A 17,202-nucleotide genomic window follows, 5' to 3' on the forward strand; every position below is an offset into this window, starting at 1 on the left:
TGATTATTTTTTGATGAATCGATACCACGAAAATGGCGAATCTTTTTTGCCTAGAATCTTATGAATTATATTTCGCTTGTACGTATATAAGTTATCAAAATTATCGACTAATTGTATGTTGTGAGCGTGATAATGTTTTGCCATTTCTGGAACGCCTAATTCGGTATAGTATGCTTTGGTACGTTCTTTTGCGGCATAGACTTCTTCAGTTTTATAAAAAGGACTATCAATGATATGAATTTCTCCGTTTTTGGTTAAAAATGATTTTAATAGATCGATTAATCCTTCAAAATCTTCAAAATATTGAATTGCGCCATTTAGCGTAATTATATCAAAAACATTTGTGAATTTTTCTGAAACTTTAAAAATATCAGCATACACAAAATGTAAATTCTTTTTCCGAAAAATACTGGCTGCTTGTTCCAATTCTTCTCGGTTTACATCTAAACCAATAATTTTATTTTCCTCAGAAACTTCTGCTATTTTATTAGAAAACCAACCATTTCCGCAACCAATCGTTAAAATATGTAAAGGATTTTTTTTCGTATCAATATATGCTAAAAAACGTTCTGTAGATTTTGTACGATAAGGCCATTCGTCACGTTCTATATATGGTAATTTTCTAACTTCTGCATCTATAAGTACGCGATTTTCTTTTTCGCGAACTGCAAGATAATGTTCAGAGAAACCAGTATCTTCTGGTGTCAAATAATAGACATTTTTTTGTTGTGTAATACGGCTAAAATCTAATATCATTTGTATAGTTTCATTCCTGTATGAGCTAACATCGATTTTGTTTTTAATTTTAAGGATGTTAGTAAACTTCTATTTTTCCCTTTGAGTAATTCTTTGTTATAGTTGACTTCGTTTACAATTCGACGAACTGCAAAATCGTAAAATTTTCGCGAATATGTTCGGGTAAAATCTATTTCTCGATCTGTAGATGTATTCCATTCAGGTTGAATAGTGATTTTATCTTCAATTTCCGTATACAAAGATGTTCCTTTGATAGGATATGCAACTGTAATTGTAAAATGTGTTGGATTTGCAGCTTTCAGATAATCGATGGTTTCTTTGATATCCTGTTCATCTTCGCCAGGATATCCAACCATGATAAACGTTCCAGTTTCGATGCCTAATTCATTTGTTTTTTGAATGGCAGTTTTTACAACATCTACATCCACACGACGATCCATAGCATCAATGATTTTCTGTGAACCACTTTCAGCACCAATCCAAATTCGGAAACAACCAGCTTCTTTTAATAATTGTAAAATATGATCATTTAAACGTTCTGCACGTGTAATACATTCAAACGGAATGATAGCATCTTGCTTGATCACTTCTTCATGGAATTTTTCAATCCACTTATGACTTACACTAAAAACATCATCTACAAACCAAATACTATCTGGTTGATAGGTTTCTTTCAACATTTTCAATTCTGTAGCTACCATATCTGGCGGACGTCTTCGATAACTTTGTCCGTAAACTGCTGTGCTACACCATTTGCACGTATATGGGCAACCACGTTGTGTACTTACCGTCATTGAACTTTTTCCGTGATGAGTTTTCCAAGTGTTTAAATATTTCTCTACAGGAATCGCAGCTCTATTCGGCAATGGTAATTCCTTCAAGCTTTTCATGCGCATTCGCGCAGGTGTTTTTACAACTTCACCATTTTCTAAATAAGCAATCCCATGAATTTCACTAAAATTGGAATCATTTATAATTGATTGATACAATTCTAATGTAGTCTGTTCACCTTCACCAATAATTAAAAAATCAGCGCCAGTGTTCAGGTAATTTTCGCAGTTATATGTAATATCTGGTCCGCCCAAAATTACTTTAGGAAAACCATATATTTCATCGGTTTTTAGAATGTTGATCAACTTAATTACATTAATCTTCGTCATTAAGTTGGTATATATTGCAATAGCTTTTGGTTGTTTTTGTTCAATAAAACGCAACTGTTCTTCTTTTGAATAAAAAGTAGAATCGTACACATGATTTTCTACTTTATTTTCATTCAAGTACGAAGAAATATACAACAAACCTAGCGGTGCATACGGACGCATGATGCTTTGCTCTTTCTCATCTTCAAAAAGATAATAGGTATGTGTGAGAATGATGCTCATTGTTTTGGCTAAGGCTATTGTTTTTGTCTGTCAGTTTATTCGTTTTTGAAACGATTATGTAAATATAAAGATGTTTTCTTGACTTGTAAAGTTTGATGAAACGTATTTGCTTATTTAGAATCAGCAATAAATAGGTGTCATTTTTTTTCAAGAGTAATCAAAAAGTGATCTGCGTATTTGGCTAAGGAAGAAGAAGTTAAAATAGAGTCTAAACCTCTAAAAATATTCAGCATTGGAAACTTAGCCACAAACGATTGTTCTAAATATGATGGCGGAATGGTAACACCAATGGGTTTTACTTTTCTTGTGCTGAAATAATCTTTCGCTGCTGCAGAAACGTCTTTTGGATTGTAATACCAAGTTTCTACGCCAATACCATCAACATTAGCGACTACGCTTTCGGTAGTATTTCTTCGTGTAGCTTTTGTTTTATCACCTTTTAAGGTAAAGTATAAACGTTCCCAAAGACAGTTTTTAGGCATCAACACAATTGCCATTTTTCCATTGGGAAGCAATAAATTGGATGCAGTTTTAAAAAATGCTTCTAGTTGTTCTTCTGATAAACAGTTAATTCCTCCAAAATCAGAAAAGATAAAATCAAACTTTTTATTGAAAGTATCTTTCGTGATCGTATTGATGTCTTGTACTTTGAATTGAAGATTCTTTGGATGTTCTTTTACTTTAGCTACTTCAATCATTCCAGCAGAAATATCGGTAGCAATGACTTCATGATCTAGTTTTGCAAATTCGATAGCATCTGCGCCAGTTCCACAATTCAATTCTAAAATAGACAGCTTTTTGTCTCGTTGAATGATGGGATTGATGTATTTGAAAACGAGTTTTCGTTGTGCTTTTCCAATATTAGAATATGTGAAAATGTCATCATATTGCGGTGCTGCTGCGTCAAAATCACTATGCATTGGTATTCTCCATATTTTTAAGTTGAATCTTATCTAAAAAAGCAGAAGGCACATAATAGCCAAACAAAATCATAGATCGTAATTCTGTTTTGGTAACCGAAAATGGATTTTTGAAAAACTTCTTGAAATTTTTTACGGCTTGACTTTTACGAAATTCTTTATGAACATAGCGTTGTAATTTTCGATAAAACTGAGTGTTGTATGTTCCTTTAAACATCATAGCTAAATCATCAGAATCTGTCCAATTTGCTTTTAACTTTAGATCATCTTTGACTTTATCGTAAAATTTAGTTCCAGGAAGTGGATAAGAAACTGAAACTCCAATATTATCAGGAACCAACTCCTTAATCATATCAATTGTTTTCTGAATATCTTCTTTGGTTTCTTCCAAATAACCAAACTGAATAAAAAAGGCAACACGTACGTTTTTCTCTTGTAATAAGCGTGTCGCTTCATAAATTTGTTCTACTTTGGTTTCTTTATCCATGGCATCCAAGATAGCTTGTGAACCACTTTCAGCGCCAACCCAAACTTCCTCTAATCCGCTTTCTGCTAAAGCTTCAATCGTATCTTCTTTTAATAATAAATCGACACGACTTTGTATATAATAGGAAATGGAAAGTTGTTCTTTTTTAAGTTCTTTATTAAAGTTTTGAACCCAATTTGGTTTTAAACCAAAAATATCATCACACATCCAAAAGCGATTGACACCATAGGTTTCACTTAAATATTTTATGTGTTTTGTGATGTATTCTGGTGAGTGAGAATTGTAACGGTTTCCATAAATAGGTTTTGCACACCAATTACATTTAAACGGACAACCACGAGTTGTTGCCATGTTTAGAGTGAATTCATTTCCGCCATCTTTCCAAATTTTTCTGTAGGGTTCAATATCAATCAAATCCCATGCTGGCATTGGTAATTCATCTAAATTCCGCAGTACAGGATGTTTTGGATTTTTTACAAACTCGTCACCTTTTTTGAAAACGAGTCCTTTGATTTGCGAAGTATCTTCATTTTTTGATAAAGCATCTACCAATTCTTTTAATGAAATTTCTCCTTCACCTTGAATGACAAAATCTGCGCCTGCAGCCAAATATTTTTCATAATGGTCTGTAGAATCTGAACTGCAAACAATAATTTTACAATCTAGATTTTTTGCAATTGTAATCATTTCAAAAGCGGCTTCACGCATAGTGGTTAAGCACATCTTTGTTAAATAATTAAAACCGTCATCATACAAAACAAACACACTTGGTTTTTGTGTTTCTAAATACGGTTTAATTGTTTTGGGATCATCTAATAAATTTGCATCAAATACACCAACTTTATAATCGTTTTCACGTAAATAAGAAGCAGCATATAAAGTTCCTAATGGAGGATATGGCGTTTGATTTTTCCATTGCTTGGCATCAAACTTATAATAGTAAGAATGTGAAAAAACAATATCAAGCATTTTCTTTAGGATATTTCAAATTGTACTGTTTTACAACTTCTGCATAGCGTTCGGTTAAACGTTTGATCACTTTGTTCTGATAGTTTTGTGGATGATGTTTTGATACATGTCTTGTAGATTTCATTGCAATATTGAAATCTTCTTGTGCCAAATGACTAAATTTTCTTCTCCACTTTTTAATTGTCAGCTTCTGTAAAAACATATCGACTTTTAAACCTAGAGAACCATCGAAAATCTTTTGAATAAATTTAGACAAAGTACTTTTTTCCGTTTCTCGAATGGTACTCAACTTGTGAGCAGGTTTATTGGGGAAATATGGATGTGACCAATTATTAGCTTCCCAAAAAGCTTTAAAAGTGTCAGTACCATACAAAGGAATAAGTGTAGCAATCTCTGTAGCTGTAAAAAGATTTTGCTCCGAAATCTCTAATTTATCGGTACTGATGAAATAATTGACACAAAAGTATTTTTTTGAGTTGAGTAGAAATACTTTCTTATACAATACAAGCAAAGTTCTCGCAATCCATAAACGATTAGGTTTGGTGATAATAAAGAAATCAAAATCACCATCATCGTCATAAAATCCTTTTGACAATGCCCCCGATAAACATACGCCTTTTACATATGGAAATTTGGCTATTTTCCTAGAAACTTTTATAGCCTTTGGCATTATGTTTCTTGCCATTTCATTTCCTTTCAATCTTCGTTCTATGCGATCAGGATTATTTACATCAATATAAAAACCATCAAAATTAAAAATGACGCCTTTTTTCAATAGCAAATCAATTTCACTATCAATTTCTTTTTGATCTGTAATATCAGAAAACTGAAAAATTTCGGTTCTCGTCAATGGGTATTTAAAGAGGGAAAAATATAATATGGTTTTTAAGGCGCTCACTATTTTTTATTTTCAACTCAAATGTAATTAAAAATATATACGTAATGGTACGTATAGACCATAAAAAACATAAGAGTTTTTATTTATGACATTTCTTAATAACTGTTAATTTTTAACTAATTATTGACGTAATTTTACAAGGTTTATTACTTTTATAACAATCAATCAATCAAAATACGACTTATGAAACCTTTCCTATTGCTTTATATAGGGCTTTTGTGTATTCCATATTATGGATTTTCACAAGAAACTTCTACGACTATTCCCAAAAGAATTTATACTACAAGTCCAGTAAAAGGTGAATCGCCAAAAATTGACGGAATTTTAGATGATGCTAGTTGGGATTCAGTAGCATGGGCAACTGATTTTATTGAGAATCGTCCTGACGAAAATACGCCTCCATCCGAACAAACGAAGTTTAAAATTATGTACGATGCTAAATTTTTATATGTAGCTGTACGTGCAATTGATTCAGATCCTGATAAAATTGTAAAACGGTTGTCACGCCGTGATGGTTTTGATGGTGATTGGGTTGAAATTAATATTGATAGTTATCATGATAAACGTACAGGTTTTTCATTTACCGTAACAGCCGCAGGTGTAAAAGGAGACGAATTTATCTCCAATAACGGAGGTAATTGGGACGGAAGCTGGAATCCAATTTGGTATACAAAAACAAATGTTGATGCAGAAGGTTGGACAGCAGAAATGAAAATTCCGTTCAGTCAATTGCGTTTTGGAAAAAGTGCCGAACAAATATGGGGATTGCAAGTGCAACGTCGTTTTTTTAGAAAAGAAGAGCGTTCTACATGGCAACGAATTCCACTAGATGCACCAGGTTGGGTAAGTGAATTTGGGGAGTTACATGGATTAAAAAATATAAGACCACAAAAACAACTTGAAATTCAACCTTACGTAGTAACACAATATGATACGTATCCTGAAGAAAGTGGAAATCCATTTCGTGATGGAGATGATTTTCAACTCAATGGAGGAATTGATGGAAAAATTGGTGTCACAAATGATCTAACGCTAGATTTTACAATCAATCCTGATTTTGGTCAAGTTGAAGCTGATCCAGCCGCAATTGCCTTAGATGGTTTTCAGATTTTTTTCCGAGAACAACGACCATTTTTTGTAGAAAATAAAAACATTTTTGACTATCGATTTGCAAATGGACAGGACAATGTTTTTTATTCGAGACGTATTGGAAGAAATCCGCAAGGTTTCCCTAATACAAGTTCAGGCGAATTTATAGATCAACCACAAAATTCAACGATTTTAGGAGCTGCAAAATTTAGTGGAAAAACTAAAAATGGTTGGTCAATTGGTGTATTGGAAAGTGTCACAGGAAAAGAATTTGCCGAAGTCGATAACAACGGAACACGTAGAAAAGAACTCGTAGAACCGTTGACAAATTATTTTGTTGGGCGATTGCAAAAAGATTTTAACGAACGAAATACGTTTATTGGAGGAATCTTTACAGCAACCAATCGCAGATTGGAAGATAATCTTAATTTTTTACATCGTGCAGCTTACACTGGTGGATTAGATTTTACACATAACTGGAAGGATAGAACCTATTTTTTAAGAGGAAACGTTGTGGCAAGTCATATAGAAGGTAGCAAAGAAGCCATTGCTGCTACACAAAATTCACTTACACACATGTTTCAACGTTCAGATGCAGGACATGTAGAAGTTGATCCTAATAGAACATCTTTAACGGGAACTGGAGGAAAATTAGAGTTTGGAAAAGCTGGTAGCGGAACATGGCGTTATGATGGTGGAGTTATATGGCGTTCGCCAGAATTAGAATTGAATGATATTGGATTTCTCCGTCAGGCAGATGAAATTCGTCAGTATGCAAATGTCGGTTATCAAACTACAAAATCGGTTGGGAATTTTAGAAGAATTTCAGGTCGATTCTCACAATTTACAACCTATGACTTTGAAGGCAACTTCAATCGTATTCAATACGAAGTGAATGGAAACTTACGTTTTCAAAATAATTGGTGGATTGATTTTGGAGGTGCACATAAGCCGCGAATTTTTATCAATACGTTTTTACGTGGTGGACCGCGTTGGCGTTTTTCACAAGAAAACTTCGGATATGCCTCCTTTGGAACAGACGAACGCAAAAAATTGCGTACAAGTTGGGGAATGGTGTATTCGAAAGCCAAGCAAAACAATTTTACATTTTTAGAAGTGAGTGGCGATGTTACTTATCAACCTACAGATGCAATGCGTATTTCTATCAGCCCAGAATACAACTACAATCCAAACAAAACGCAGTATGTAACACAGGTAGATAATAATGGAGAAACTCGCTATATTTTAGGGAATATAGACAATCAAACGTTGAGCGCTTCAATTCGTTTTAATTATACAATTAATCCAAACTTATCGATTCAATACTACGGACAGCCTTTTGTATCTATAGGACGTTATAATGATTTTAAATATGTGACAAATTCGATTGCAGACGACTTGAATGATCGTTTTTATCAATATCAGCCCAATGAAATTACATTTGATGCAGCTTCCGATTCGTATATAATTGATGAAGATGCAGACGGAAATGTAAACTATTCTATAGGAAATCCTGATTTTGCTTTTGTACAGTTTCGTTCAAATTTAGTATTGCGTTGGGAATACATTCCTGGTTCTGAATTATTTTTAGTTTGGTCGCAAGGAACCACAGGTTTTGGAAATACGCGCGATCATTTACTTCGTAGTTTAGACAATCAAATTTTAGGACAACAACCAGAAAACATCTTCTTGATGAAGTTTACGTACAGGTTTGTGCTTTGATTTTGAAAGAACATCTAGACTGCGCTCGATGTGACATGTGAGATTGCTCATTTCTAGTTTGTTATTTCTCGCGTTAAATTCTTAGAAACGTCATTAGGAAAAATGACGAAGTAATCTGTTACTACAAATAATCTAACCGTCAGATCGAGTGGTTTTCATTAGAAAACTGTATCGAGATCTACTATGAGTACAAAGTGTTTTTCGATACAGTTTTTATCATTTCATTCTGAAAAAATCACTCGAAGTGACGTTTGTAACTAAGCTATAATTTTCGGCATATAATTTGATAATGAGTACGCATCATTAACATTAAAAACCATTATTATGAAAAAATTATTACTATTCTCAGTACTTAGCGTATTCTTATGTTCATGTTCATCAGATGATGACGCTGCACCAATTGATCCGCTTGTAGGAACTTGGAAAATGACGCGGTATCAAGTAGAAAATGCTTATGATTTCAATCTAGATGGCACGGCAAATACCGACTTGCTTGCTGAAGTGGATTGTTATCAGAATGAAACCATTCAAATTAATGCAGACGGAAGCGCATTAGCTGTTTCTACATCATATCTTTCTATTATTGCAGAATTAGTAGCTGGAACCACAAATCAATTTACATATACACTTGATTGTGAAAATGAAATAGAATCATTTCCATTAACTTGGACATCAAATGGTACTACCATAGCTTTTGAAGAAGAAGATGAATTTGCAATGAACGCAACTATAGAGTCTAATAATCAGTTTACATTTATCATTCCTGAAGGATTTGAAATTTTATCTAATGACGGGACTAATGTTGTTACTGAAGAAGATATTAGAATCGTATACACAAAACAATAAGTCGCAATATTGAGCCTGTAGACTTTATATAGAAAAGCACTAAATGTACGTTTAGTGCTTTTTTTATTAAAAATCCAACCATCAGTTCGAGTGGTTTTCGTTAGAAAATTGTATCGAGATCTACTATGAATACAAAGTGTTTTTCGATACAATTTTTCTTTATTTTATTCCTGAGAAAATGATCACTAAGATTGAATACTTCCACAGAAAACTGAAGATTCAGCAAAGTCCATGAGAGCTTTAAATCATCAATAATTGGTGAGATGCTGAATCAAGTGCAATATGACATCTTTCTAATGCGCTTCCAGCCAATTCTGCCCTAAACCAATTTCAACATCTAATGGTACGTCCATTTTAAAGGCATTTTCCATTTCTTCTTTAATAATTGGCTTGATGATTTCTAATTCGTCTTTGTGAGCATCAAACACCAATTCATCATGCACTTGCAATAACATTTTCGATTTGAAACCTTCCGTTATAAAACGATTGTGAATGGTAATCATAGCCAATTTAATAATATCTGCAGCACTTCCTTGAATTGGAGCATTCACAGCATTTCGTTCAGCAGCACCACGAACAATAGCATTTCTAGAATTGATATCTTTTAAGTAACGACGTCTTCCTAAAACTGTTTCTACATACCCGTTTTCACGCGCAAATGCTACCTGATTAGACATGTATGCCTTTAACTTTGGATAGGTTTCATAATACGTGTCAATCAACTCTTTAGATTCACTTCGTGTCAAATCGGTTTGATTGCTTAAACCAAAAGCAGAAACTCCATAAATAATTCCGAAATTCACCGTTTTGGCATTGCTACGCTGTTCACGTGTTACTTCTTCCAACGGAACATTAAATACTCTTGAAGCAGTAGAAGCGTGAATATCTGCGCCATCTTTAAAAGCTTGTATCATTGTATCTTCTTGACTCAATGCGGCAATAATTCGTAACTCTATCTGAGAATAATCGGCAGCAAGTAATACATAATTTTCATCTCTTGGTACAAATGCTTTTCGAACTTGTCGTCCACGTTCTGTACGAATCGGAATGTTTTGTAAATTCGGATTATTAGAACTCAATCTTCCTGTTGCAGCTACCGCCTGCGCATATACGGTATGAATACGATTTGTTTTTGGGTTGATTTCGTTTGGTAACGCATCTACATATGTACTTTGTAGTTTTCGATACTGTCTCCATTCTAAAATATCGGTAACAATTTGATGATCTTTTGCTAAATACGACAACACATCTTCCGCGGTAGAATATTGTCCAGTTTTAGTCTTTTTAGGTTTATCAACTAATTTTAATTTGTCAAATAAAATTGGACCTAACTGTTTAGGAGAAGCTAGATTGAATTCTTCGCCAGCTTGCTCAAAAATTCCTTTTTCTAAGCGGTCAACATCTGTAGTTAATTCCTTAGATAATTCACCTAAAAAGTCAGGATCTATATTAATTCCTTCAATTTCCATAGCAGAAAGTACACTTACCAAAGGAACTTCAACATCCGTAAATAATTTAGTTAAGTTTCCACTTTCCAATTCTTTGATGAAATGTTCTTTCAGTTGGTAGGTAATATCTGCGTCTTCTACAGCATATTCCGTTTGTTGTTCCAACGGAACTTGTCGCATAGACAATTGGTTTTTTCCTTTCTTACCAATCAATTCTGTGATAGAAACAGGTTGGTAGTTTAAATATGTTTCCGACAATACGTCCATATTATGTCGCATGTCTGGATTGATTAAATAATGGGCAATCATCGTGTCAAATACAGGACCTTTTACGGGCATGTTATAATTTGACAATACTTTGATATCATATTTTAAATTCTGTCCAACTTTTTCAATCGTAGTACTTTCAAAAAACGGACGGAACTCTTCTAAAATTGCTTTGGTTTCTGTTTGATCTTCGGGAAAAGCTACATAATATCCTTTTCCTTTTTCCCAAGAAAATGCTACACCAACCAACTCTACTTCCAATGCTTTTAAACCAGTAGTTTCTGTATCAAAACATACACTTTGTTGTTTTAGTAACTTTTGAAGCAACATTTTTCGTGACAACGGCGTATTTGCCAATTGGTAAAAATGATCAGTTGTTTTGATCGTTTGATATCCTGAAATTGAAGCTGCTTCACTTGTATTTCCGCCTCCAGGTGTCGCAAATAAATCAAATTGCCCAGTTGAGGCTGCTTTTTGACTTGCTTTTGAAGTTGCTTTTGTTTCCGCTGCAGCAGAATTTTCTTCTGGAGTAGAAAATGTTTTGATTAAATTATCGAGTAATCTACGGAACTCTAAATCGAGGAAAATTTCTTTTACAGCTTCTAAATTGGGTTGAGAAAGCTCGAAATTTTCTTCATTAAACTCAACAGGAACGTCCAACATAATGGTTGCTAGTTGTTTTGAAAGTAAACCTAATTCACCATTCGCTTCAACTTTCTCTTTCATCTTTCCTTTTAGTTCGTGCGTATTGGCAAGCAAACCTTCCATGCTTCCATAAGCTGCTAAAAACTTCTTAGCAGTTTTTTCTCCAACGCCTGGTAATCCAGGAATATTATCTACAGAATCTCCCATCATTCCCAAGAAATCAATTACTTGCTCTGGACGTTCTACACCAAATTTTTCTTGTACTTCGGGGATTCCCCAAGTTTCATAGCCACCACCAAATCGTGGGCGATACATAAAGATATTCTCAGAAACTAGTTGAGCAAAATCCTTATCTGGCGTAACCATAAATGTCTTATAACCTTCCTTTTCTGCCATTTTAGAAAGTGTCCCAATAATATCATCGGCTTCATAACCTTCTTTGACAATGATAGGAATATGCATGGCTTTCAAAATACTCTCAATATAAGGAACGGCTAAACGAATAGCTTCAGGAGTTTCTTGTCGATTGGCTTTATATTCAGGGAAAGCTGCTACACGATCTACACTTCCGCCTTTATCAAAACAAACAGCCAAATGATCTGGTCGTTCACGCTTTATCACATCTAACAAAGAATTGGTAAAACCTAAAATTGCTGAGGTATCTAATCCTTTCGAGTTGATTCTAGGGTTTTTAATAAAAGCATAATATCCTCTAAAAATAAGCGCGTACGCATCAAGTAAAAAAAGTCGTTTTTGGTCTGCCATGAATCGTAAATTTGATGGAAATTCAAATTTAAGAATATTACTAAGATTCTCGAATAAAAAAGGAATTATTCACAAGCAATAGTGTTTTTCTGTGTAAACATTTTCTGTGGTTTTATTTTTTATGATTAGTCCTTATAATTTATGAATCGTAAGTATCATGTCTTTTTTGTAAGTTACTTTTTAGATACTTTTAATTCATTATTAATTTAAACCTCGTAATTATGTTAAAATCTATTTTAAATCTAAAAGGAGTAAGAGTCGTTGAGAAATCAGAATTAAAACTTATAAGCGGAGGCGTTCGTTATAGAATTACTTGCATTTTTCCTGATGGAAATAATTGGTCTGGTGCTTCAGAATCTAGCTGGGTAGCAACAAGAATGGATCAACATTGTTCTTCACAAGGTGGAACTACAGCTCTTTCATATGAAGCTAGCTAGCGTTTTTCATTAGCTCACTAAAAAATATTTACGCTTATACATTCTTTTTCAGCTTCTTAATGTTAGTTTTTATATTGTAGAGTGAACTCTAAAATAATTTATTATGAAGAAAAAGTCATTAAAAAATCTATCATTAAAGAAGAAGCTTATTTCTAGTTTGCAACAGTCCAAAAGTATTGGTGGCATGCCGCCACCGCGTAAATCAGGAAACATTCTTGTTGGTGGTTTGGTTGCTGGATGTAATTATCAAAAATCTCATGAAGCTGATTGTGCTTCTAATGATCCTGGATGTGATTGTGGTACCTCGGGAAACTGTTAGATATTAATAGTTGAATGGAAGTTTTTTTTATCATAAGTACGGTCATTTTTAAAATGTTAAATAAGGTTTTACCGTAAATAGTTAATGAATCCATTTTATAAGTTTAATTATTATTAACTTGTAAATCATTACATTATGAAAAAAAGAAATTTAAATTCCCTAACGCTTAACAAGAAGAATATTTCGAATTTTAAAACTCCATCGATAAAAGGAGGAGGAACACATTATAGATCAATTTGTGATTGTCCTGATACTTTATATACAGTGACTATAACAGGTGAAAAATAATATTTTAAAAATGACAAGCGACTTTCGAGTCGCTTTTTTATACTCCTCACTCTGCTTTTTCCCTAAAAAAATGTCTTGCCTTAATTTTAGATTAAAAAGCTAAATCATTAAGATATTTTGCTGTCGCTTCTTGAATTTTAATGATGACAATTTTGTAATTTTGCGCATTAAATACGAAGCAATATGCAAACTATCTCGATAGCCATTCACGGAGGAGCCGGAACTTTAGTCAAAGGAATGATGACGCCAGAATTAGAAATTCAATACAAAGCGGCACTACAAAAAGCCTTAGATGCAGGTTATAAGATGCTAGAAGAGGGAAAATCTTCAGTGGAAGCTGTAGAAGAAGCTGTGAAATTGCTGGAAGATTCACATTTGTTCAATGCTGGAAAAGGAAGTGTGTTTACAGCACAAGGAACACACGAAATGGATGCTGCCATTATGGAAGGGAAAAGTTTGAATGCTGGTGCAGTTTCATTGATTACAGGAATTAAAAACCCAGTTTCTTTAGCGCGTGATGTCATGGATAAAAGTGAGCATGTATTTATGGCTGGTGAAGGCGCAATGTTTTTTGCAAAGATGCATGGTTACGAATTGGAAGATCCGTCATATTTTTATGATGAATTACGTTACAATCAGTGGCAAGAAATAAAAGGAACCGATAGTTTTCAATTAGATCATTCGCTAAAAAAAGATTCAAAATTCGGAACTGTTGGCGCAGTTGCTTGCGATCAAGATGGAAATATTGCTGCGGCAACTTCTACAGGAGGAATGACCAACAAGCGTTTTGGTAGAGTTGGAGATTCACCAATGATTGGCGCAGGAAATTATGCAAACAATGAAACGTGTGCAGTATCTTGTACAGGAAGTGGAGAATACTTTATTCGTGGCGTGGTAGCCTATGATGTTTCTAGTTTAATGGAACACAAAGAATATTCACTTGAAAAAGCAGCAGATCTTGTGATTAATGAACGTGTTTTAAAAATTGGCGGCGATGGCGGACTGATCGCAGTAGATGCCAAAGGAAATATTGCAATGCCTTTTAATACAGAAGGAATGTACAGAGCGTGTAAATCTTCAAACGGAACCAAAGAAATATCTATTTATAAAAACAAGTAATTCTGTATATTAGCCTTAATTTATGGAACTATTCATTGACTTTGTATTGATTGGAGGAATTGTAATCAATGGATTAATTCTTCTAATTTTACTAAGATCAAAGAAAAAAGAACTGCCTAAAAAGCTATTGGTTTTCTTCTTTGGAATTATATTCCTGTACATGTTTCATGCTTACGCAGAAGTTCATGAACTTAGATCACTCTATATTGCTACATTTATTTTCAATGATACCATTGAACTTTTTATTGGACCATTACTTTACATCTATATAAAATCATTATTTGAAGATCACAAAACACTTTTTAGAAAAAACTGGATACATTTTATTCCTTTATTGATATATATTGGCGTTATTTCAATTCCATTCATTATTTCTATTCTAAATGGAAAGTTTATTTTCTATTATCTAAATGTTTTAAATGAAGGAAGCGTTTTGTTTTTCTCAGCTTGCCTATTGTATTTGATTGTTTATTTATTGTTTTCTCTAAAACTATTTTCCAAATACCATAAAGCTATGGAAGGAAATTTTTCTACAATTACGGAAACAGATTTTGGTTGGATAAAGCAAATGTTGATAGGAACACTCATTGTTGCAATTTTAGACTTGTTGGGAAATTGTTATGAAATGTACGTTGGAGAAGATGCTATAGAAACTAGTTTTATCACGTTGGTTTTAGTTGTAATATTAATTAGTTATTTAGGATATTATGGCATCCGACAATCTAAAATATTTGTGCCTGATTTTTTGATTCAAGAGCCTATTGTACAATTACAAGTAACAGAAAAAAATAAAGAGATTTCTACTGCTGATACAGAAATGTTTCAAGAGTTGCAAGTACGATTGGAAGATGTTTTTATAACAGAAAAGCCATATTTAGATGAAGAATTAACATTGAATAAGTTGGCACAAATGATTTCCACAACCGATAAAAAATTATCCGGATTGCTCAATCAACATATGAAAATTACTTTTTATGATATCATCAATAAGTATCGTGTGGAAGCTGTAAAGGAAAAATTAGCTTCAAAAGAATTTGAAAATTATACATTGTTGGGAATTGCTTATGAATGCGGATTTAAGTCAAAAACAAGTTTCAACAGAATCTTCAAAAAAGAAACAGGACTTTCTCCATCTCAATACAAGAAGCAAACTTAAGTTAGAAAAATAAGTTCCAATAGAAGCATTGGAGCGTTTGGTGCCTTGTAATAACGTTAGTTTGTAGTGAATTAGAATCATCAATCACAAAAAACAAAAACAAGTATCAAATGAAAAAATTAAACACTTTAGTCTTATTAATTACTCTTATTTTCTGTGTAAAATGTAAAAGTAATACCAATAAAACAACAACAAATCATACAGCTGAAGTTACCGCGACCATCAATGGAGTTTGGAAAAGTATTGGATATGGTAGAATCATAAAAGTTGACGAAGAAACGGTGGCCATATATGATATTAATAGTATCAGTTGTTTGCCTTCAGAAGAATTTCCACGTGATGCAGCCTTGAAAATATTGTCAATGAATTTGAAAGGTGAAAACATGATGAATGTACAAATGGGAATCAATAAATACGATTTTGTTCGTATAGAAAAAATGCCTGAAAACTGTGCTCCATTAAGTAAAGCAAAACAAAATGATCCGATATATAACTTTGAATCGCTTTGCCAAACTTTCAAAGAACAATACGGATATTTTAAAGAACGAAATATTGATTGGGATACATATACAAACACATATAGGAAAAAAATATCTGCAGAATCAACGCCATTAGAGTTATATTTTGTTTTAAAAGAAATGTTAGAAGGAATGAATGATGGACATGTAGGAATAGAATTGCCAGAAGCGTTAGAAGAAGCATATGCTTTACACAAAGAAGAAAAAGCTAAAAACACAAACAAAGAAAAAAGGAGAAGTATAGACATTGATGAATTTCGAATTGAACAACTCAAAAAGTACGTAGATGCTATTAGTAGTTACAATTACGGTGTGTTAAATTGGGGAAAGATAAACGATGATGTAATGTTGCTTCAAATAAACGGAATGATGCAATTTCCACATTATGATATTCCAACAGACGATCCTGAAAAAGCAGAAACACTATTTGAACAATACGCTGAAGAAAGTGAAAACTATACACAAGATGAAATTAATGGTGCAGCATACATTATGGACAAGATTTTTCCTGAATTAGAAAAAGCCAAAACGTGTATCATTGATTTACGATTTAATGGTGGCGGAATAGACGAAGTTGCATTAAAAATTCTAAGTTATTTTACACCAAAAGAAACAACTGTTTTTACCAAAAAAGCATATATAAAAGAAGGTGGATTTACCGCTGTAAATACGGTTCGCATTTCACCAGCAAAGAAAATATTTAAAGGAAACTTATATATACTAACAAGTCCGCAATCTGCAAGTGCTACTGAAATATTTGTATTAAGCTCACTTAAAGCCACGCCAAATGCAGTTCGAGTAGGATCAAACACAGAAGGAATTTTTTCTGATATACTAGAAAAACAATTGCCAAATGGTTGGAGTTATGGTTTGTCAAATGAAATCTACGAAAACATGGACGGAGTGAACTATGAAAACATTGGAATTCCTGCAGACTATCATATAGAATACAACAGAGAAAGCGGTTTTGAGCTTGTAAGTAATCTACAAGATCAAGAGAAAGATGAAGCTATAGAAAAAGTACTTGAGCTAGTAAAAGAGAAATAACCTAAGCTAATGAATACGAAAGGCGCTATGATGACAAAAGAAATTGTAGCGTCTTTTATTTTTAATGAAAATAGAATAAATACAAAGCTTCTAAAGTTGAACTCTTGAAAGTGTTCACATTTAA

Annotated in this window: 14 protein-coding genes; 8 read left to right on the forward strand and 6 right to left on the reverse strand. The window is 33.2% G+C overall.

Going from position 1 to position 17,202, the window contains the following annotated elements; genetic code table 11:
* Positions 1 to 3: 3 nt before the first annotated feature.
* The 5 genes from ACOQOS_RS17380 to ACOQOS_RS17400 form a co-directional block, all read right to left on the reverse strand.
* Positions 4 to 756, reverse strand: a complete 753-nt coding sequence (locus tag ACOQOS_RS17380) for a methyltransferase domain-containing protein (RefSeq protein ID WP_420571743.1) — start codon at positions 754 to 756, stop codon at positions 4 to 6.
* On the reverse strand, positions 753 to 2,138 hold the full coding sequence (locus tag ACOQOS_RS17385; protein ID WP_420571744.1) for a B12-binding domain-containing radical SAM protein: 1,386 nt from the start codon (positions 2,136 to 2,138) through the stop codon (positions 753 to 755). The genes ACOQOS_RS17380 and ACOQOS_RS17385 overlap by 4 nt, the downstream gene beginning before the upstream one ends.
* A gap of 137 nt (positions 2,139 to 2,275) precedes the next feature.
* Complete coding sequence (locus tag ACOQOS_RS17390; RefSeq protein WP_420571745.1) at positions 2,276 to 3,058, reverse strand: class I SAM-dependent methyltransferase; 783 nt, start codon at positions 3,056 to 3,058, stop codon at positions 2,276 to 2,278.
* On the reverse strand, positions 3,051 to 4,514 hold the full coding sequence (locus tag ACOQOS_RS17395) for a B12-binding domain-containing radical SAM protein (protein WP_420571746.1): 1,464 nt from the start codon (positions 4,512 to 4,514) through the stop codon (positions 3,051 to 3,053). Before ACOQOS_RS17395 ends, ACOQOS_RS17390 begins: the two co-directional genes overlap by 8 nt.
* Positions 4,507 to 5,364 (reverse strand): nucleotidyltransferase domain-containing protein, encoded by an 858-nt coding sequence (locus tag ACOQOS_RS17400; protein ID WP_420571747.1) that lies wholly within the window; start codon positions 5,362 to 5,364, stop codon positions 4,507 to 4,509. The genes ACOQOS_RS17395 and ACOQOS_RS17400 overlap by 8 nt, the downstream gene beginning before the upstream one ends.
* Before the next feature lie 231 nt (positions 5,365 to 5,595).
* Between ACOQOS_RS17400 and ACOQOS_RS17405 the strand changes: the two genes are divergently transcribed.
* Positions 5,596 to 8,223 carry a DUF5916 domain-containing protein gene (locus ACOQOS_RS17405; RefSeq protein ID WP_420571748.1) on the forward strand — a complete coding sequence of 876 codons (2,628 nt, stop codon included), beginning with the start codon at positions 5,596 to 5,598 and terminating at the stop codon, positions 8,221 to 8,223.
* Between the two features lie 324 nt (positions 8,224 to 8,547).
* On the forward strand, positions 8,548 to 9,069 hold the full coding sequence (locus ACOQOS_RS17410; protein ID WP_420571749.1) for a hypothetical protein: 522 nt from the start codon (positions 8,548 to 8,550) through the stop codon (positions 9,067 to 9,069).
* A gap of 293 nt (positions 9,070 to 9,362) precedes the next feature.
* On the opposite strand, the gene polA is transcribed toward ACOQOS_RS17410, so the two are convergent.
* Complete coding sequence (polA, locus tag ACOQOS_RS17415; protein ID WP_420571750.1) at positions 9,363 to 12,194, reverse strand: DNA polymerase I; 2,832 nt, start codon at positions 12,192 to 12,194, stop codon at positions 9,363 to 9,365.
* Positions 12,195 to 12,415: 221 nt separating this feature from the next.
* Between polA and ACOQOS_RS17420 the strand changes: the two genes are divergently transcribed.
* The 6 genes from ACOQOS_RS17420 (at position 12,416) to ACOQOS_RS17445 (ending at position 17,078) form a co-directional block, all read left to right on the forward strand.
* Positions 12,416 to 12,631: a hypothetical protein gene (locus ACOQOS_RS17420; RefSeq protein ID WP_420571751.1), complete on the forward strand. Its 216-nt coding sequence runs from the start codon at positions 12,416 to 12,418 to the stop codon at positions 12,629 to 12,631.
* Between the two features lie 103 nt (positions 12,632 to 12,734).
* Positions 12,735 to 12,950 carry a hypothetical protein gene (locus ACOQOS_RS17425; RefSeq protein WP_420571752.1) on the forward strand — a complete coding sequence of 72 codons (216 nt, stop codon included), beginning with the start codon at positions 12,735 to 12,737 and terminating at the stop codon, positions 12,948 to 12,950.
* A 135-nt stretch (positions 12,951 to 13,085) separates the two neighbouring features.
* Entirely contained in the window at positions 13,086 to 13,238 is a 153-nt protein-coding gene (locus ACOQOS_RS17430) for a hypothetical protein (RefSeq protein ID WP_420571753.1), read from the forward strand.
* Positions 13,239 to 13,421: 183 nt separating this feature from the next.
* Entirely contained in the window at positions 13,422 to 14,357 is a 936-nt protein-coding gene (locus ACOQOS_RS17435) for an isoaspartyl peptidase/L-asparaginase family protein (protein WP_420571754.1), read from the forward strand.
* Positions 14,358 to 14,379: 22 nt separating this feature from the next.
* Positions 14,380 to 15,513 (forward strand): helix-turn-helix domain-containing protein, encoded by a 1,134-nt coding sequence (locus ACOQOS_RS17440; RefSeq protein ID WP_420571755.1) that lies wholly within the window; start codon positions 14,380 to 14,382, stop codon positions 15,511 to 15,513.
* A 110-nt stretch (positions 15,514 to 15,623) separates the two neighbouring features.
* On the forward strand, positions 15,624 to 17,078 hold the full coding sequence (locus tag ACOQOS_RS17445; protein ID WP_420571756.1) for a S41 family peptidase: 1,455 nt from the start codon (positions 15,624 to 15,626) through the stop codon (positions 17,076 to 17,078).
* The last annotated feature ends 124 nt before the right edge of the window (positions 17,079 to 17,202 follow it).

The sequence above is a fragment of the Kordia sp. genome, assembly GCF_965224175.1.
Classification (GTDB): domain Bacteria; phylum Bacteroidota; class Bacteroidia; order Flavobacteriales; family Flavobacteriaceae; genus Kordia.